At 64.8% G+C, this 16742-nt stretch carries 20 protein-coding genes; 14 read left to right on the top strand and 6 right to left on the bottom strand.

Annotated elements, in window-relative coordinates; genetic code table 11:
- Positions 1-95: 95 nt before the first annotated feature.
- From FIU28_RS22775 to FIU28_RS22755, 5 genes are all read right to left on the bottom strand, one after another.
- On the bottom strand, positions 96-875 hold the full coding sequence (locus FIU28_RS22775) for an enoyl-CoA hydratase-related protein (RefSeq protein ID WP_143575380.1): 780 nt from the start codon (positions 873-875) through the stop codon (positions 96-98).
- Positions 876-995: 120 nt separating this feature from the next.
- Positions 996-1661: an HAD family hydrolase gene (locus FIU28_RS22770; RefSeq protein ID WP_143575379.1), complete on the bottom strand. Its 666-nt coding sequence runs from the start codon at positions 1659-1661 to the stop codon at positions 996-998.
- The gene (locus FIU28_RS22765) at positions 1661-2032 is read right to left on the bottom strand and encodes a TIGR02301 family protein (protein ID WP_143575378.1); all 372 of its coding nucleotides are present in this window, start codon (positions 2030-2032) and stop codon (positions 1661-1663) included. Before FIU28_RS22765 ends, FIU28_RS22770 begins: the two co-directional genes overlap by 1 nt.
- Before the next feature lie 68 nt (positions 2033-2100).
- Positions 2101-2526, bottom strand: a complete 426-nt coding sequence (locus FIU28_RS22760; RefSeq protein ID WP_143575377.1) for an NUDIX hydrolase — start codon at positions 2524-2526, stop codon at positions 2101-2103.
- A complete protein-coding gene (locus FIU28_RS22755) occupies positions 2523-3047 on the bottom strand; it encodes a hypothetical protein (RefSeq protein WP_143575376.1) in 525 nt (174 codons plus the stop codon). Before FIU28_RS22755 ends, FIU28_RS22760 begins: the two co-directional genes overlap by 4 nt.
- Positions 3048-3107: 60 nt before the next feature.
- Here FIU28_RS22755 and FIU28_RS22750 point away from each other — a divergent pair, with 60 nt between their 5' ends.
- From FIU28_RS22750 to FIU28_RS22715, 8 genes are all read left to right on the top strand, one after another.
- The gene (locus FIU28_RS22750; RefSeq protein WP_143575375.1) at positions 3108-3875 is read left to right on the top strand and encodes an SOS response-associated peptidase; all 768 of its coding nucleotides are present in this window, start codon (positions 3108-3110) and stop codon (positions 3873-3875) included.
- Positions 3876-4110: 235 nt separating this feature from the next.
- Positions 4111-5508: a cell wall hydrolase gene (locus FIU28_RS22745; RefSeq protein ID WP_143575374.1), complete on the top strand. Its 1398-nt coding sequence runs from the start codon at positions 4111-4113 to the stop codon at positions 5506-5508.
- A 276-nt stretch (positions 5509-5784) separates the two neighbouring features.
- Entirely contained in the window at positions 5785-6771 is a 987-nt protein-coding gene (gene acuI, locus FIU28_RS22740) for an acrylyl-CoA reductase (NADPH) (protein WP_143575373.1), read from the top strand.
- A gap of 111 nt (positions 6772-6882) precedes the next feature.
- Positions 6883-7488 (top strand): hypothetical protein, encoded by a 606-nt coding sequence (locus FIU28_RS22735; RefSeq protein ID WP_143575372.1) that lies wholly within the window; start codon positions 6883-6885, stop codon positions 7486-7488.
- A gap of 317 nt (positions 7489-7805) precedes the next feature.
- Positions 7806-8282 (top strand): MarR family winged helix-turn-helix transcriptional regulator, encoded by a 477-nt coding sequence (locus FIU28_RS22730; protein WP_143575371.1) that lies wholly within the window; start codon positions 7806-7808, stop codon positions 8280-8282.
- Positions 8279-10339 (top strand): FUSC family protein, encoded by a 2061-nt coding sequence (locus tag FIU28_RS22725; protein ID WP_143575370.1) that lies wholly within the window; start codon positions 8279-8281, stop codon positions 10337-10339. Before FIU28_RS22730 ends, FIU28_RS22725 begins: the two co-directional genes overlap by 4 nt.
- On the top strand, positions 10336-10545 hold the full coding sequence (locus FIU28_RS22720) for a DUF1656 domain-containing protein (protein ID WP_143575369.1): 210 nt from the start codon (positions 10336-10338) through the stop codon (positions 10543-10545). The genes FIU28_RS22725 and FIU28_RS22720 overlap by 4 nt, the downstream gene beginning before the upstream one ends.
- Positions 10542-11438 carry an efflux RND transporter periplasmic adaptor subunit gene (locus tag FIU28_RS22715; RefSeq protein WP_143575368.1) on the top strand — a complete coding sequence of 299 codons (897 nt, stop codon included), beginning with the start codon at positions 10542-10544 and terminating at the stop codon, positions 11436-11438. Before FIU28_RS22720 ends, FIU28_RS22715 begins: the two co-directional genes overlap by 4 nt.
- Positions 11439-11606: 168 nt before the next feature.
- Here FIU28_RS22715 and FIU28_RS22710 read toward each other — a convergent pair whose 3' ends face one another.
- The gene (locus tag FIU28_RS22710) at positions 11607-12509 is read right to left on the bottom strand and encodes a LysR family transcriptional regulator (protein ID WP_143575367.1); all 903 of its coding nucleotides are present in this window, start codon (positions 12507-12509) and stop codon (positions 11607-11609) included.
- 90 nt (positions 12510-12599) lie between these two features.
- On the opposite strand from FIU28_RS22710, the gene FIU28_RS22705 reads away from it, so the two are divergent.
- The 6 genes from FIU28_RS22705 (at position 12600) to FIU28_RS22685 (ending at position 16736) form a co-directional block, all read left to right on the top strand.
- On the top strand, positions 12600-13298 hold the full coding sequence (locus FIU28_RS22705) for a pirin family protein (protein ID WP_143575366.1): 699 nt from the start codon (positions 12600-12602) through the stop codon (positions 13296-13298).
- Between the two features lie 45 nt (positions 13299-13343).
- Positions 13344-13943, top strand: a complete 600-nt coding sequence (wrbA, locus tag FIU28_RS22700; protein ID WP_143575365.1) for an NAD(P)H:quinone oxidoreductase — start codon at positions 13344-13346, stop codon at positions 13941-13943.
- A gap of 71 nt (positions 13944-14014) precedes the next feature.
- Positions 14015-14146 (top strand): hypothetical protein, encoded by a 132-nt coding sequence (locus tag FIU28_RS27235; RefSeq protein WP_256365913.1) that lies wholly within the window; start codon positions 14015-14017, stop codon positions 14144-14146.
- 42 nt (positions 14147-14188) lie between these two features.
- On the top strand, positions 14189-14722 hold the full coding sequence (locus FIU28_RS22695; RefSeq protein ID WP_143575364.1) for a DUF2478 domain-containing protein: 534 nt from the start codon (positions 14189-14191) through the stop codon (positions 14720-14722).
- A 256-nt stretch (positions 14723-14978) separates the two neighbouring features.
- Positions 14979-15983, top strand: a complete 1005-nt coding sequence (locus FIU28_RS22690; protein ID WP_143575363.1) for a TRAP transporter substrate-binding protein — start codon at positions 14979-14981, stop codon at positions 15981-15983.
- Between the two features lie 204 nt (positions 15984-16187).
- Positions 16188-16736 (top strand): TRAP transporter small permease, encoded by a 549-nt coding sequence (locus FIU28_RS22685; RefSeq protein ID WP_246660777.1) that lies wholly within the window; start codon positions 16188-16190, stop codon positions 16734-16736.
- Positions 16737-16742: the final 6 nt, after the last annotated feature.

Below are 16742 nucleotides of genomic sequence, written 5' to 3'. Positions count from 1 at the left end.
CAATCACACATGACGATGGTTATGGGTCCCGGCGTTCGCCGGGACGACATCGAGTGTGGGGCGCGGTCTACGCGCCAACGCGGTCAGGGTGAAAGCTACTTGCCCTTCCAGTCCGGCGCGCGCTTCTCCGCAAACGCCTTCGGTCCCTCGATATAATCCTGCGACGCCACCATCGCCTTCACCGCCGGATAGTCGCGCTGCTCGGCGATCGCCTGTTCGAGCGATACGTTCGAGCCCTTTTGCATCACCTGCTTCGAGGCGCGGATCGACATCGGCGAGTTCTTGGCAATCGTCTCGGCCCAGCGGATTGCGGCCGTCAGCGCTTCGCCCTGCGGCACAACTTCATTGACGAAGCCGAGTTCGAAACCCTCCTGCGCCTTCACATGGCGGCCGGTGAGGATCATGCCCATCGCGCGCTTCAGGCCGATCTGGCGCGGCAGCCGGTGCAGGCCGCCGGCCATCGCGGCAAGGCCTACCTTCGGCTCCGGCAGCGCGAAGGTCGCGTTCTCCGATGCGATGATGAGGTCGCAGGACAACGCGACTTCGAAGCCGCCGCCCATCGCGACGCCATTGACGGCGGCGATGATAGGCTTGTCGCAATCGAACCGCGCGGTGAGGCCGGCGAAGCCCGAAGTATTCCAGCCGCGCTTGCCGCCGGCGGCCTGCCATTTCAGGTCGTTGCCGGCGCAGAACGCCTTGTCGCCGGCGCCGGTGACGATAGCCACCCACTGCTCGGGATCGCTGGCGAAATCGTTGAAGACGTCGTGCAACTCATTATGCGCGTCGGTGTGCAGCGCGTTGTACACTTCCGGCCGCGACAGCGTGACGATGGTGATCGGGCCCTGACGGGTCACGGTCGAGAATTGCAATGCCATCGACGTTTCCTCTTTTCATTGGGCAGAATTTGCGCAGCGCAGTTGCGCCGGGCGTGATGTGCCAACGTCACCTTAGCCGGGCGCCGAGCAAGATCAAGAACCCGCCCGGGCTGCCCGGAGCTAGAAGCAGCCCGGAATTTCGCCGGGTGCGCTGCACAGATGCATGGCGCCGGCGTCGCGTAATTCCTCGCGGCTGCCATAGCCGTACAGCACGCCGATGGTGCCGATGCCGTTATTGGCGGCGCCGATCATGTCGTGCATGCGATCGCCAATCATAATGGCCCGCTTGGGATCGCTGGCGGTTTCGTCGAGCGCATAGCGCAGCAGGTCGGTCTTATGGGCGCGGGTGCCGTCGAGCTCCGAGCCGAAAACGCGGCCGAAATACGAACGCAGGCCGAAATGGTCGATGATGCGGTCAGCGAACACGTGCGGCTTGCTGGTGGCGACGAACAATCGGCGGCCGGGCGCAGAAACGGCGCTGAGCGCATCCTCGATACCGTCATACAGCGTGTTTTCGAACAGTCCGACGTCGGAAAATCGTTCGCGATAAAATTCGACGGCGCGATGCGCGTCGGCGTCGCCGGTTCCCAACAAAGTCTTGAAGGCGGCGTGCAGCGGCGGGCCGATGCACCAGGTCAGTTCCTCCTGCGTCGGCACCGCGATGTCGAACCTGGCCAGCGCATACTGGATCGAGGTGGTGATGCCGATCTTCGGATCGGTCAGCGTGCCGTCGAGGTCGAAGAACACCGTGTCGACGGCGGGGGATGTCGGCGTGAACAGGCCCATCAGTTGGCGTAACGCGCGGTCAGATCGCGCGAGATCTTGGCGCCTTCCTCGATGTAGCGGCGGATGGCGATGCCGGCGGCCGGGGTGCAGGTCCGGTAGGTCTGCTGGAAGCCGTTATAGCCGCGGTTGAAGCTGTTGATCATGCGGGCGCGGCGCTCGCCCGTGGGCGTTTCGGCATCGACGAGCGCCTGCATCTCGTTGCGCCATTTGGCGCCTTCATTGTTGCCGCAGATGCCGCGCAGGTAATGCAGCGTGCCGAGGATCTCGGACAGCCGCGCCAGATCGCCATCGAAAGGCGCAGCCGCCTCCTGCGCCCGGGCGGAGCCCAGGGTCGCGACGATCAGCAGGGCGGCAAGGAACAGCTTGGGCATCGATCGATCCAGGAACCCGGCTGATATGCCTTTTCGGCGCGAACGAAGCAAGGCGGAGGGGCGGTGTGTCAGGCTTTCGCCAGCACGCGCGCCGCATCGACGATGTCCTGCAGGCCGGGCGTCAGCTGGCGGGACCCCAGCGCATCCGGCGGCAGCCAGGCGAAATCGTCGCATTCGCCGTTCAGGACCGGCTCCCCGGCCACCCAGCGCGCGGCAAACGACATCACCACGTAGTGCTTGCCGGCCCCGGAGACGGCGGGGAGCACCTCACGCCAGCCGGCAAGTCCCAAAATCTCGATCTCAAGACCGGTCTCTTCCATGACCTCCCGCGCCAGCGCGATGTGCAGCGGCTCGCCGAATTCGACACGGCCGCCGGGCACCGACCATGAACCCTTCGCGGGCGGATGGGCACGCTGGATGAGCAGCACGCGGCCATCACGGAAAATCGAGGCCGAAACGGCAAGCTGCGGACGAATCGGGGAGTCGGACGTCATGACGTCGCGTCGGCCATGATGTCGTCGACGCTGGATTCCACATCGTGACCATTGATGACGCCGCCGGCGACGCCGACCAGCGGCTTGACCCACTCGGCGGCCTGTTCGGCCAGTTTGGCGCGGGTCCTGTCCTGCTGCACCTCGCGCATGGCATCGCTTACCGCGGTGAGGATCGAGGTCATGGTCGCGACCACGGTGTCGAATTCGGCGCGCACTTCGGGCCTGGCCGATTCATAGGCGGCGATCGCCAGATCGCGCGCCTTGAAGTTCGATTTGATGAAGTGTTCAGCGTAGGACAAAGGCTGCCATTCCAGAAACAGCTCGTAGCAGTCCGGCATATCCGGGATCAACTCGAGCAGCATGATGGCTTCGTTGAAGTGGTTCAGATAGTCGGTAGCCAGGCCCGTGCGCGGGTTGATGTTGGCCGCCGACAGCTCCGCCGCCGATGCAATCGGAACTGCATCGTCATTTCCCGAATTCTGGCGATCCTGCTGCGCCGGTTTGATGGCCGTCATGGTCATGTTTCGCACTGTTGGCATTTCAGGTTAAAACCGGCTGAAGACATCAGGTGTGGGACGCAAATGTGCGGGCGATTTGTTATCACAACGGCGCCGGAAGCGCTTCGGCAGGTATTTGGCTATGTCGAGCAGCCAAATTTTCCGGCGCGTTACAATGTGGCACCCACCCAACCTGTTCCCGTCGTCATCCTGGAAAATGGCGCGCGGCATTTTCGGCTGATGCGCTGGGGCTTGCTGCCGTCCTGGGTCAAGGATCCCCGCCAGTTTACGCTATTGATCAACGCCCGCGCCGAGACCGTGCAGGAGAAGCCCGCCTTCAGGAATGCGATCCGGCGGCGTCGCTGCCTTGTGCCCGCTGACGGCTATTATGAGTGGCACACCTCCGATGGCCGCAAGCAGCCGTATTTCATCCATCCGCGCGCCCGCGGACCGATCGGCTTTGCCGGTCTTGCGGAAACCTGGATGGGACCGAATGGCGAAGAACTCGACACCGTCGCTATCATCACCGCGGCGGCGAGCACCGGCATGTCGGTGCTGCACCATCGCGTTCCGGTGACCATCGCGCCGGATGATTTTGCGCAATGGCTGGATTGCAGCGCCGACAATGCGACGGATGTGATGACGCTGCTGCGCGCGCCGGAGGATGGCGCGTTCGTGTGGCATCCGGTCTCCACCGCGGTGAACAAGCCCGCCAATGATGATGCGCAACTGATCCTGCCGATCTCCGCGGAAGAAATGGCCGCTGCCGACAGCCTGAAGCCGGCGAAGAAAACGGCCGCTCGAAAAGTGGCGGCCGCGGCGGGCGATGGCGGGCAGGGCTCGCTTTTTTAAGTTCGCAGGCGCGTGTATAGGCGACGTTTTCGTTGACCGGATGTTTACCAGTTTCGTGGACGCGCGGTTTACCACGCCGCACGATTGCGGCTCGCACGCGCAGACGCCGCTTGCCTGTGTCGCGGCGGTATCGCGGATTAACTCCGCGGCAACTTTGATTCCGTACTAACGAAACAGATCGAAATGTACGGAAGTGCAGATCAATCCAGTTTTGTAAGCGTTGCGTAGGCGTATCATGTCAGTAATGCGTAACCGGCCGAAGGGCGCGCCCATTGCGCTCTTCGGTCTCGGCCTCTGCTTCTTTGCAGTGTTCCCGACCGAGGTGGGCTACCAGGATATCGCTTCGTTGCTGGCGCGCCAGCCGGGAGTTGCCGAGCGCTGGCAGAAGCGCGTGGTTGCCTCCGCCGTGAGTTCGATCCAGGTCGCGACCTTCTCATTCGGCCGTCCGATCGGCACCTCGTCGCGCAATCCCACCTTCCAGCTCGCCCGTTTCGAAACCTCGGGCGACGACATCACCGGGGCGCTGACGCGCAATCCGCTGGTGCAGGCGCCGCGCCGCTACGAAGCCGCCGATTTCCCGACCGTCGATCGCACGCTGAAGGGCGATCGCCTCGCGCTGCATACGCCGAATCCGGCGATGTCCGGCGAACAGCCGGCGACTGGCCATTCGCTCGACGACAATGTTTCGGTGCGTGGCGCGAAGACCGTGGATGCGTCGCCGGCAGACAGCGCGCCGCTCGATCCCGAACTCGCCGAAGCGCTGCAGGCGCCGCCGTTGCAGCAGTATGATGCTTCGCTCGAAACCCAGCCGGCCTCCGATCCTCGCCTGGTGCCGGACACCGCTGTCATCGCCGTCGTCCCCGCGCCGCCGAAAGATGGCTTCTCGGTCAAGACCGCCAGCCTGTTCTTCGGCCGTTCGTCGCTCGGCGCCGCCGGCAGCGCGCTGGAGAGATGGCAGCCCGGCGAAGAGCCGATGATCGTGATGCCGGCGCCGTCGGCGCGCGATCCCGACATGAAGACCGGGGCGCAGCTCCCGGCTGCCGCCGATCCCGCCAAGGGCGGCGAGAGCGTCGCCGGGAAGGGTGAGGTCAACGCCGTGACCCACGTCAAGACGCCGGCCGAACGGCTCGGCCTGTTCGACGACAAGGCCCGCGCCAGGCAGGAGAAGTGCCTGACGGAGGCGATCTATTTCGAAGCCCGCGGCGAGGCGGTGCGTGGCCAGATGGCGGTGGCGCAGGTGGTGTTGAACCGCGCGTTCTCCGGCTTCTATCCGACCACCGTGTGCGGCGTCGTGTATCAGAACAAGCACCGCAAGCTGGCCTGCCAGTTCACCTTCGCCTGCGACGGCATTCCCGACGTGGTCAAGGAACCCGACATGTACGAGCGCGCCCGCAAGATCGCCAAGGCGACGCTCGACGGTCGTATCTGGCTGCCGGAAGTGGCGAAATCGACGCATTATCATGCGTATTGGGTGCATCCGTCCTGGGTGCACGAAATGAAGAAAATGTACCGCACCGGCGTTCACACCTTCTATCGCCCACGCAACTGGGGCGACGGCCGCGAGGCGCCAAGCTGGGGTACCGCCGCGCAGACCGCGGAAATATCCGCCAAGCTGGCCGTGCTGAAGCCGTAAGGGCACCGACAATCCACGCTCTTTCTTCCTTCTCCCCTTGTGGGAGAAGGTGGCACGGCCGAAGGCCGTGACGGATGAGGGGGCGTTGGCGACAGTGCACGTGGCACCCCCTCACCCGTCTTCGCTTCGCGAAGCCACCCTCTCCCACAAGGGGAGAGGGAAGAAAGAGCGCGCCGCTCACCAGCCATGCAGCATGTCCGGCCGCCTGCTGTGGTGTTTGCCGCCATCGCGCGGCATATTGCAACAAAGCAACATCATCATTCAGGGAGCGGCGCGTTGGGCATGTTCAAGGCAATCCGGATCGACAAGGCCGACAAGGGCACCTCGGTGGCGCTGACGCAGTTCGACGAGGCCGAACTGATGGAGGGCGACGTGACAGTGCGCGTCGAGTGGTCGACGGTGAATTACAAGGACGGCCTCGCCGTCACCGGCAAGGCGCCGGTGGTGCGGCGGTTTCCGATGATCGCCGGCATCGACTTCGCCGGCACTGTGGAGAGCTCCAGCCATGCCGGCTGGAAGCCTGGCGACAAGGTGATCTGCAACGGCTGGGGGATGGGCGAGACCCATCTGGGCGCCTATGCCGAGAAGGCGCGGGTCAAGGGCGACTGGCTGGTGCGGCTGCCGGACGGCATGACGACGCGTGACGCGATGGCGATCGGCACCGCCGGCTATACCGCGATGCTGTCGGTGCTGGCGCTGGAGAAGCACGGGCTGACGCCCGCTGACGGCCCGGTGGTGGTGACGGGGGCCGCCGGCGGCGTCGGCTCGGTCGCGATCGCGGTGCTGTCGAAGCTCGGCTACCACGTCATCGCGTCGACCGGTCGCACCGCGGAGGAGGGCTACCTCAAGGGGCTGGGGGCCGCGGAAATCATCGACCGCGCCGAACTGTCCGGCCCCGCCAAGCCGCTGGCCAAGGAGCGCTGGGCGGGCGGCATCGACAGCGTCGGCTCGACCACGCTGGCGAACCTGCTGTCGATGACGAAATATCGCGGCGCCATCGCCGCCTGCGGCCTCGCCGCTGGCATGGACCTGCCGTCCTCCGTCGCGCCGTTCATTTTACGCGGCGTGTGTCTTCTCGGCATCGATAGCGTGATGTGCCCGATCGAGTTGCGCAAACAGGCCTGGGCGCGGCTGGCGACGGATCTGGATTCTGCAAAACTCGCTGAAATTACTCAGGAAATCGATCTCGACGGCGTCGTCGACGCCGGTGCCCGGGTGCTGGCGGGCCAGGTCCGCGGTCGAATCGTGGTAAAGATTTCCTGAGCGCGTTCAGACTTTACCAACGTCCGTGCTCCATTGTTGCCACGGTTGGTATGGTAAGCAGCGGGTAAAGGCGTCTGGCGGTCATCCGCGCTCAGTTGGTCGGAGTATCCTATGGTTGCGCGTTTCTTGTTGGGAGCCGTGTTTGCCGCATTCGTCGCGATGCCGGCAATGGCTGGCTCGATGACGGCGGATGAAGCCCGCAAATTCGTCGCCGGAAAGGTATTTGCCTTTACCTGTTTCGACGGCACCCGCGGCGCCGGCCGCGTGTTCGACGATGGCGGCGCGGCAGGCGCCGTCCAGTTTTCGGGCTCCGGCCCCTCGCGCAACATGCGGCTGCCCGGCAATACGCTGCAGGTGCGCGGCCAGGCGATCTGCGCCTCGATCAAGGGCCTGCCGTTCGAGCCCTGCTTCAATCTCGTCAAGAACGATGAGCGCAGCTTCCGCGGTGCCGTCTCCGGCATGGGCTTCGCCTATTGCGACTTCCGCCACCAAGGCGGCCAGATGCTGATGGCCCGCGCCATCGCCCGCCCGCGCTCGCTGCGCGCGCCCGACGCGCCGCGCACCGCTGATGCCGGCGCCTCAGCCGGTGAGACCGTCACCCGCGTCGCCACCCCGCGCGTCGAGATCGGCAAGATCGAATCGATCCCGACCGGCTCGGTGAAGCCGGATGCGGCCCGGGCCGAAGGCGCCTCCGAACTGCGCAAGTCGACGGACTGACGATTACCGCTGCCATCATAGGGTGGGCAAAGCGACGTGGCGCGCAGCGCGACGGCGCGTGTCCACCATTGCCCGCGTGCAAGGTGTAGGCACGGCGCATCCGCCTTCGCCCACCCCACGATTTGCCGCATATCGATTGCACTTCGATGTAGCCCGGATGAAGTCGGCGCGAGCAAAGCGCGCGGCGACGCAATCCGGGGACAGCGTGCATGAGGATGTGCCGGCCCAGGATTGTCATCCGGGCTACACGCACCTGTGAACCCGCCATGGCCACCTGTCGATTGCAGCCTAATCGATAGCATCCTATCTAATTCGGCATGGTGCATTCGCAAACCCATATCCAGGCGGAACTCGGACTGCTGGTCGCGCGGCTGGCGCGGGTGTGGCGGCGGCGCGCCGACCAGGCGCTGCGCGCGCATGGGCTGTCGGAGGCCACCGCCCATCCGCTGCTGATCCTGTCGCGTCATGGTACTTGCGTGCGCCAGGGCGTGCTCGCCGACGAGATGGGCCTGGAAGGGCCGTCGGTGGTCAGGCTTATCGATCTGCTGGCCGCCGAGGGCCTGGTCGAGCGCCGCGAAGACCCGACCGACCGCCGCGCCAAAATGCTGCATCTGACGGCGCTGGGCGCTGCCAAGGCCGACGAGGTCCAGCGGGTGATGCGCCGCGTCCGCAGTGCGTTGATGAAGGGCGTCTCGCCCGACGAACTCAACGTTACCTTCGATGTTCTGCGCCGGATCGAACGATCTGCCAACGACGCCGTTGACGCAACAGGGGAGACGGAAGCTCGATCATGACCGCCACTCGTCCGTCCTTCCTGGTCCGTCACGCCGACATCATCTTCTCGCTGAAGACCTTTCTGGCGGCCGTGATGGCGCTGCTGTTCGCGTTGGCGATGGACCTGCCGCGACCGTATTGGGCGCTGGCCACGGTCTACATCGCCTCGCAACCGCTGGCCGGCGCGACGCGCTCGAAAGCCTTCTTCCGCGTAGCCGGAACGCTGATCGGCGCCTGCGCCAGCGTCGTTCTGGTACCCAATCTCGTCAATTCGCCGGAGCTGCTGAGTCTCGGCCTCGCTTTGTGGGTCGGGCTCTGCCTCTACATCTCGCTGCTCGACAAGACGCCGCGCGGCTACATGTTCATGCTGGCCGGCTATACCGCGGCGCTGATCGGCTTTCCCTCGGTGTCGGAGCCGTCTTTGATCTTCGATACCGCGGTGTCGCGCAGCGAGGAGATCATCTTAGGCATTCTCTGCGCCAGTATCGTTTCGACCATCGTGTTGCCGCGCAGCGTAGGTCCCGCGGTGTCGGCGCAGGTCGATAGCTGGCTCGCCCGGGCGCGGAAGGTCAGCCAGCAGGTCCTTGCCGGCCACGGCACCGACCAGGCGACGCGCGAGCTGCGGCTCAAGCTCGCCGCCGACATCGTCGATCTCGACATGCTGTCCTACCATCTCGCCTATGATCGCAACGTCAGCCGCGACACGCCACGCTGGCTGCGCGCGCTGCGGCTGCGCATGCTGACGCTGCTGCCGCTGTTGTCCTCGATCGCCGATCGCCTCGCCGCGCTCGGCGAGGATGCGCGCACCAGCCAGCCGAAGCTGATGGCGCTGGTCGACGATCTGTCGCGCTGGATCGGCAGCGGCATGGAACGCGATCCAGCGGATGAGCTGCGCGCCACGATCTCGGCGCAACTGCCGGTGCTGCATGGCGGGTCGTCGTGGAACGAGATCATGATCGTCAGCCTGTTGATGCGGATGCGCGAATTGGTCGACATCTCGCAGGATTGCCGCGCGCTGAGCCAGGCGATCGCGAGAGGTGGCCGGCCGGACGGCGCGAGATTGATGTTCCGGCCCGAGGCCGGCGTCGCGCCGGTGCGCCATGTCGATCACGGCATGGCGCTGTGGTCGGCGGGTGGCGCGATCCTCGCGATTCTCATGTGCTGCGCGTTCTGGATATTGACCGGCTGGGCGGACGGCGCCTCGGCGCCGATGATGGCTGCGGTCGGCTGCTCCTTCTTCGCGCAGATGGACGATCCTTCGGTCGGCCTGCGCAATTTCGCCAAATGGACGCTGGTCAGCATGATCATCGTCGCGCTCTATCTGTTTGCGATCCTGCCGGGGATCAGCAATGTCGAAGTGTTGCTGGTCGCGCTGGCGCCGCCGTTCCTGCTGTTCGGCCTCCTGATCGCGCGGCCTTCGACCTTCTTCATCGGCATGATTCTCGCCGCGAACACGGCCAGCCTGATGGCGCTGCAGGCGACCTACAGCGCCGATTTTGCCTCGTTCGCCAATGGCGGCCTGACCTTCTTCGTCGGCACCGAGATATCGACCATCACCATTCTGCTGGCGCGCTCGGTCGGCGCCGAGTGGAGCGTGCGTCGTCTGATGCGCAAGGGGTGGACCGCGCTGGCCTTTGCCGCCGAAAGTCGCGGCAACCGTGATCGCGCGGCGTTTGCCGGTTTGATGCTGAACCGGATCGGCCTCCTGGCGCCGCGCCTTGCTGCGATGCCCGACAGTAAACTCAGCCAGATCGACAGTCTCCGCGAATTGCGCGTCGGTCTCAATATCGTCGATCTGCGCCGCGCGAGGCACCACCTGTCGCCGGCGACGCTGGCTGCCATCGACGCCATGCTCGATGAACTCGCCGCCGATTTCCGCCGCTACGAGGGCGGCGCGATGCCCGGGGCGCTGCTGACGCGGATCGATCACGCGCTGGCCGAGGCCATGACCGAGACCCGCGACGACGCACGCGGCGATGCGCTGATCGGCCTCGTCGGCATACGTCGCGGGTTGTTTCCTGACGCCGCGGCCTATCGGCCGGAGCACCTTTCCAACGCCGGGAGTGTCGCGGCATGAGATTCGAGATCGATCTGTTCGGGATACTCGTGCCGGCGCTGCTGCTGTGGCTGATCCTCACCTATCTGATCGGCGCGCTGCTGCGGCCGCTGATGGTCCGCGGCGGGCTGTATAATTACGTCTGGCACCCCGCGCTGTTCGACCTTGCCCTTTTCGTCTGCCTGTTGGGCGGCGTTGTCTATCTTTCGTCGGGATTGCTGCCATGAAGAATACTGTCGGGTTCGTTCGCCGCTTTGCCGTCACCCTGCTGATGGTGGCCGCCGCCGTCGCGGTCGGCCGCTATCTCTGGGTCTACTACATGGACGCGCCGTGGACGCGCGACGGACGCGTGCGCGCCGACGTCGTCACCGTGGCGCCGGATGTTTCGGGCTTCGTCACCGAAATCGTGGTGAAGGACAATCAGAAGGTGACGCGTGGCGATGTCATCTTCCGGATCGACCGCGAGCGCTTCAGGCTGGCACTGCAGCAGACCGAGGCCGTCGTGGCGGGCCGGCGGGCCAGTCTCGAACAGGCCGAACTCGACCTCAAGCGCTATCGCGACCTGAGCCCGGCGGCGGTGACGCAGCAGAAACAGGAACAGGTGCAGGCGACACAGCTCTTGGCCAAGGCGTCGCTGGATCAGGCGGTTGCAGACCAGGCGATCGCGCAGCTCAACCTCGATCGCAGCGAGGTGCACGCACCGGTCAACGGCCAGATCTCCAACATGGATCTGCGGCCCGGCACCTATGTCAGCGCCGGCAAGGGCGTGATGGCGCTGGTCGATACCGACAGCCTGCATGTCGAAGGCTATTTCGAAGAGACCAAGCTGTCGCGCATCCATGTCGGCGACGCCGTCAACATCCAGCTGATGGGCGATTCCCGGCGGTTGACGGGGCGCGTCGAAAGCGTCGCCGCCGGCATCGAGGATCGCGACCGTAGCGAGGGCAGCAATCTGCTCGCCAATGTGACTCCGACCTTCAGCTGGGTGCGCCTCGCCCAGCGCGTCCCCGTCCGCATCGCGCTCGACCCGCTGCCGCCAGGCACGGCGCTGGTGGCGGGGCGCACGGCGACGGTGGAGATCGTGGCGAAGGATGGGACGAGTGTGGCGAAGGCGTTCTGAGCGCTTCTGTTTAGCTCCGACAACGCTTCAAACACTGTGTCGTCCGCGCGAAAGCGGGGACCCATACACGCCTAGCTATCGGTGGTGCGCGATCGAATTAGCTCTGCGAGCTATTGTGCTCCGATTGAGGTTCTTTACCCTCCCCCTCAAAAGGGGAGGGTAAGGAAACTACACTTTACGCCCCAGTCTCTTCGCCAGATAGTCCAGCAGCACTTCGACGCGTGCCGGGCGCGGGCCGCCGGGCGGGGTGACCAGATACACGCCGCTGGCCGATTGCGACCAGTCGGTAAGTACCGCTTCCAGCTCGCCGGACGCCAGCGCCTCGCCGCAGATGAATTCCGGCAGGTCAGCAATCCCCAGCCCGGCCAGCAGCGCCGGCAGTACCGCCTCGCCATTATTGGCCCGCAGCGGGCCGGCCGGCCGCACGCTGGCGGTCCCGCCGGCGGCATTGCTGAAATGCCAGACGCCGGGTGTCGAGAGATAGGTGTAGCCGAGGCAGGCGTGATCGGCGAGATGCATCGGGTGGGTCGGCCGGCCGTGCTTTTCAAAGTACGCAGGCGAAGCCACGACATGGCGCGGCATGTCGCACAGCCGCCGGGCGAGCAGCGAGGAGTCGGGCAGGGTGGCGATCCGGATCGCAGCGTCAAACCCTTCGCCGATCAGGTCGACGGTGGCGTCACTGAGGCTGAGGTCGATGGACACCTCGGGATAGGTCGCCAGAAATTCCGGCAGCAGCGGCGCCAGCGTCTTGGTGCCGAAGGTCATCGGCACCGCGAGCCGTACCAGCCCACGCGGCGTCGCCGATTGCGCCAGCGCCTCGCTCTCGGCGAGCTCGCCATCCACCAATAGCTGCGACGCCCGCAGCGCCAGCGTGCGCCCCGCATCGGTCAGCGCGATCCGCCGCGAGGTGCGGTTGAACAGCCGTGCGCCCAGCCGCTCCTCAAGCCGGCTGACGGCCTTGGAGACGGTCGCGGTGGATAGGCCGAGGTCCGCCGCAGTGGCCGCAAAGGAACGCAGCTCGACAACCTTGGCGAAAATGGCCAGGGCCTCGAAATCGGGAAGCTTTGCCATCAAAACCCTGAACGATGAGTTTCTATCATTTCTATTTATGCACGTTTTGAGCGGGCCTATCTAGGGTGACGTTTCACCGGAGACCTCGTCATGATCAAGCTTCGACCCTTTAATGAACTCGGAGCCGCCGATCACGGCTGGCTCAAGGCCAAACATCATTTCTCGTTCGGCAGCTACCGCGACCCCGCGAATTCCGGCATCGGCAATCTGGTCGTCTGGAACGACGACGAGATCCATCCCGACACCGGATTCCCGGCGCACCCGCACGCCAATATGGAAATCATCACCTATGTCCGCGAGGGCGCCATCACCCATCAGGACAGCCTCGGCAACAAGGGCCGCACCGAGGCCGGCGACGTCCAGGTGATGAGTGCCGGCTCCGGCATCCGCCATTCCGAATATAATCTGGAGCCGGGCACTACCAAGATTTTCCAGATCTGGATCGAGCCCAAGGTCGAGGGCGGCCAGCCATGCTGGGGCGCCAAGCCGTTTCCGAAAGCCGATCGCTCCGGCAGCTTTGTCACCATCGCCAGCGGCTTCGCGGCCGATACCGCGGCGCTGCCGATCCGGGCCGATGCAAGGGTGATGGCGACCTCGCTGAAATCGGGTGAGACCGTGCCCTATGCGCTCGACGCCGCACGCAATGGCTATCTGGTGCCGGCCACGGGCTCCGTCGAGATCAACGGTGTTTTCGTCAATACACGCGACGGCGTCGCAATCCACGATGAAGCCAACGTCACCATTACCGCGCTGGAAGATTCCGAACTCGTGCTGGTCGATGCGGCCTGACGACGAACCCGTCCTCCAACCGATCCAACCCCGAAGGAGCCCACCATGACCAAAGTTCTCGTTCTTTACTACTCCGCCTATGGCCACATCGAGACGATGGCGAATGCCGTCGCCGAGGGTGCCCGCGAAGCCGGCGCCACCGTCGATATCAAGCGGGTGCCCGAGCTGGTGCCGGCCGAGGTCGCCAAGGCGTCCTATTACAAGATGGATCAGGCCGCCCCGATCGCTACCATCGATGATCTCGCGAATTACGACGCCATCATCGTCGGCACCGGCACAAGGTTCGGCCGCATGGCCTCGCAGATGGCCAACTTCCTCGACCAGGCCGGCGGGTTGTGGGCGAAGGGTGCGCTGCACGGCAAGGTCGGCGGCGCCTTCACCTCGACCGCTACTCAGCATGGCGGCCAGGAGACCACTTTGTTCTCGATCATCACCAACCTGCTGCATTTCGGCATGACCATCGTCGGCTTGAATTACGGCTTCCAGGGCCAGATGAAGCTCGACGAAGTCACTGGCGGCTCGCCCTACGGCGCGACCACGATCTCGGCTGGCGACGGCAGCCGCCAGCCCAGCGAGAATGAACTCGCCGGTGCCCGCTATCAGGGCCGTGTGATCGCCGAGACCGCCAAGAAGCTGCATGGCTGATGCGTGAACGGGGCGGCATTCCGGTTTCCGGATGCCGCCCCTTATACGCCTGGATTCAAGGACATCCCGCCATGCTTGACATGTATCTGATCTACCAGATGGCCCGACGGCCGATCCACGCCATGGCGCGCCAATGGGTGTGTCGCGGCCTGCACCGCGTCACCACGGGCGAGTACCGCTGTCCGGAATGCGGTCCGCGCTGATCTGCATTTGATTTTTGCGCGCTGCGGCAGCATGCTTGCCGGATGTCCGACACGCCCCGCATCGCTGCCTTGATCTACGACGAAAGCCAGGATCCCGACGCGCTGCTGCGCGGCTTTGCGGCCGATCTCAACGGCCGCGGAATGCGTGCTGTCGGTCTGGTGCAGCTTGGCGATCCGCTGGCAGATCCGCCGCAGCTCTCGGCGCTGCTGCTGCACAGCAACGAGACGATGCGGCTGTTTCAGGATCTCGGCCGCGGCTCCACCGGCTGCAAGCTCGACGTCGGACAGTTGCTGGCTGCCGGCACTCTGGTAGCGAAAGCGATCGACGACGGCGCCGACCTTGTCATCATCAACCGCTTCGGCCGCCAGGAAATCGAAGGCAAGGGCCTGTCCTACCTGATCGAGCGCGCGCTGAGCGCAGAGATCCCGGTCGTCATCGCCGTGCCCGACGCGCGACTGGCGGCCTGGAAAATGTTCTCCGACGGCATGGCCGTCCAACTCACCTGTGACCGTCCGGCGCTTGATGGCTGGTGGAGCACGGTTGCGGCCGATGCCGAGCCCGCGCTGTCGGCCTGAGCTCCGCATCCTGCACGCTCGACTTTAGTTTGGCAGCGGTTGCATCGACACCGCTTGCCCGCCCTGCGGGCCGGTGCTAGATGTCCGGTCATCGTACAACTTTGCGGCGTTGTGCGTGGCCGGGTTGCCGGTGGACGAAGGCTGCGGGCGCTCCTACACTGTTGCTGCTAAACTTGTTCTGATCGACCCCGAACGGGGCGAGAATGTCACCGGCCAACGCGCCGGAATCGGGAAATTCACAGGGAGGATTTCGTCCATGAAGAGAAGAGATGTGATCAAAGGCGGCCTCGCCGCACTGGCCGTCGGCGCCACGGGTCTCGGGCGTATCGCGCCGGCGCTGGCCCAGAGCAAGATGGTGCTGAAGGCCTCCGACGTCCACCCGCTGGGCTATCCCACGGTCGAATCCGTCATCGCGATGGGCAAGAAGCTGGAAGCCGCGACCAACGGCCGGCTCAGCATCCAGATGTTTACCTCCATGCAGCTCGGCGGCGAGAAGGAAGCCATCGAGCAGGCCCAGGTCGGCGCGCTGCAGATCGCGCGCATCTCGGTCGGCGCGGTCGGACCGGTGGTCGATGACGTCAACGTCTTCAACATGCCGTTCGTGTTCCGCGACGCCAAGCACATGGAAGCCGTGCTCGACGGCGAGATCGGCAACGAACTGCTGAACAAGATCACGGCCAACGAGAAGACCGGGCTGGTGGCGCTCGGCTGGATGAATGCCGGCTCGCGCAACATCTACAACAGCAAGCGGCCGATCAAGAGCCTCGCCGATCTGAAGGGTCTGAAGATCCGGATGATCGGCAATCCCCTGTTCATTGACACCATGAACGCGCTCGGTGGCAACGGCGTGGCGATGGGTTTCGACCAGGTCTACAGCGCGATGCAGACCGGTGTGGTCGACGGCGCCGAGAACAACCTGCCGACCTTCGTGGCGCAGAACCATTTCCAGGTCGCAAAACACTTCTCGATGACCGAGCACCTCATCATTCCGGAACTGCTGGTGTTCTCGAGGGCGTCGTGGAGCAAGCTCACGCCGGACGATCAGGCGCTGGTAAAGAAGTTCGGCCGCGAAGCCCAGGCCGAGCAGCGCGTGCTGTGGTACGCGGCTGAGAAGACCGCGCTCGACAAGATGAAGGAAGTCGGCACCGAGGTCATCACATCCATCGACAAGGCGCCGTTCCGCGATGCCGTCAAGCCGGTGTGGGACAAGTACGGCACCAAATACGCCGAGATGACCAAGCGTATCGCGTCGGTGAGCTAGTTACACGCGGTTCTCTCAACACGTTGTCCCCGCGAAGGCGGGGACCCATACTCGATGTCGTCGTGTTGCGGGACGGCCGAGATGGTCGCGTCCTGATGGATAGGACCGAGGTTATGGATCCCCGCTTTCGCGGGGACGACGGCTGAGAAGCTACCGCATCATTACTTCTGGGGTGTGATGTCTGAAGTTGTGTCGAAGATCACCATGCCAATTGAACGGTCCGAAGGAGGTCATACCGGCCCTGCCGCCGCCGCCTTCCGGCGCGCGATGAACATGCTGTACTGGACCGGTGCGGTCGCGTCCTGCATCGCGCTGGTGCTGATCTCGGCGATCATCCCGTGGGCGGTCTATACCCGCTACATCCTCAACAGCGCGGCGTCCTGGCCGGAGCCGCTCGCGGTGCTCCTGACCATCGCCGTCACCTTCATCGGCGCGGCGAACTGCTATCGCCAGCGCATCCACATGAACATGACCGTCGGCACCAACCTGTTGTCGCCGCGGCTGCGCGTCGGTGCAGCCTTCATCAGCGAATTGCTGATGGGCGTAGTGGCGTTGTTCATGCTGATCTGGGGCATGAAGCTGGTACTGGCGACGTGGGGAAACTCGGTCGACGAATTTCCGGCGTTGTCGGTCGGCATCACCTACCTGCCGGTCCCGGTGTCCGGTGCCATGATGCTGCTGTTCGTCATCGAACGCCTCACCATCGGTCCGCCGCCGCAGGATGGCAGCGACGCTCACGTGCCGCTCGACTAGTCCGCA

Origin of the sequence: Tardiphaga sp. vice154 (genome assembly GCF_007018645.1) — a bacterium.
Classification (GTDB): Bacteria; Pseudomonadota; Alphaproteobacteria; order Rhizobiales; family Xanthobacteraceae; genus Tardiphaga.
Note: the sequence above shows the minus strand (reverse complement) of the source record. Positions and strands in the feature narration are given on the sequence as shown.

What these genes read in the sequence shown, in the direction of transcription:
- FIU28_RS22715 (WP_143575368.1), top strand. Translation starts at nt 10,542, where the DNA reads ATGAAGAATACTGTCGGGTTCGTTCGCCGCTTTGCCGTCACCCTGCTG.
- FIU28_RS22750 (WP_143575375.1), top strand. Translation starts at nt 3,108, where the DNA reads ATGTGCGGGCGATTTGTTATCACAACGGCGCCGGAAGCGCTTCGGCAG.
- FIU28_RS22755 (WP_143575376.1), bottom strand. Translation starts at nt 3,047, where the DNA reads ATGACCATGACGGCCATCAAACCGGCGCAGCAGGATCGCCAGAATTCG.
- FIU28_RS27235 (WP_256365913.1), top strand. Translation starts at nt 14,015, where the DNA reads ATGCTTGACATGTATCTGATCTACCAGATGGCCCGACGGCCGATCCAC.
- FIU28_RS22685 (WP_246660777.1), top strand. Translation starts at nt 16,188, where the DNA reads ATGCCAATTGAACGGTCCGAAGGAGGTCATACCGGCCCTGCCGCCGCC.
- FIU28_RS22770 (WP_143575379.1), bottom strand. Translation starts at nt 1,661, where the DNA reads ATGGGCCTGTTCACGCCGACATCCCCCGCCGTCGACACGGTGTTCTTC.
- FIU28_RS22775 (WP_143575380.1), bottom strand. Translation starts at nt 875, where the DNA reads ATGGCATTGCAATTCTCGACCGTGACCCGTCAGGGCCCGATCACCATC.
- FIU28_RS22735 (WP_143575372.1), top strand. Translation starts at nt 6,883, where the DNA reads ATGGTTGCGCGTTTCTTGTTGGGAGCCGTGTTTGCCGCATTCGTCGCG.
- FIU28_RS22765 (WP_143575378.1), bottom strand. Translation starts at nt 2,032, where the DNA reads ATGCCCAAGCTGTTCCTTGCCGCCCTGCTGATCGTCGCGACCCTGGGC.
- FIU28_RS22745 (WP_143575374.1), top strand. Translation starts at nt 4,111, where the DNA reads ATGTCAGTAATGCGTAACCGGCCGAAGGGCGCGCCCATTGCGCTCTTC.
- FIU28_RS22720 (WP_143575369.1), top strand. Translation starts at nt 10,336, where the DNA reads ATGAGATTCGAGATCGATCTGTTCGGGATACTCGTGCCGGCGCTGCTG.
- FIU28_RS22730 (WP_143575371.1), top strand. Translation starts at nt 7,806, where the DNA reads ATGGTGCATTCGCAAACCCATATCCAGGCGGAACTCGGACTGCTGGTC.
- FIU28_RS22690 (WP_143575363.1), top strand. Translation starts at nt 14,979, where the DNA reads ATGAAGAGAAGAGATGTGATCAAAGGCGGCCTCGCCGCACTGGCCGTC.
- FIU28_RS22760 (WP_143575377.1), bottom strand. Translation starts at nt 2,526, where the DNA reads ATGACGTCCGACTCCCCGATTCGTCCGCAGCTTGCCGTTTCGGCCTCG.
- FIU28_RS22710 (WP_143575367.1), bottom strand. Translation starts at nt 12,509, where the DNA reads ATGGCAAAGCTTCCCGATTTCGAGGCCCTGGCCATTTTCGCCAAGGTT.
- wrbA (WP_143575365.1), top strand. Translation starts at nt 13,344, where the DNA reads ATGACCAAAGTTCTCGTTCTTTACTACTCCGCCTATGGCCACATCGAG.
- FIU28_RS22705 (WP_143575366.1), top strand. Translation starts at nt 12,600, where the DNA reads ATGATCAAGCTTCGACCCTTTAATGAACTCGGAGCCGCCGATCACGGC.
- FIU28_RS22695 (WP_143575364.1), top strand. Translation starts at nt 14,189, where the DNA reads ATGTCCGACACGCCCCGCATCGCTGCCTTGATCTACGACGAAAGCCAG.
- FIU28_RS22725 (WP_143575370.1), top strand. Translation starts at nt 8,279, where the DNA reads ATGACCGCCACTCGTCCGTCCTTCCTGGTCCGTCACGCCGACATCATC.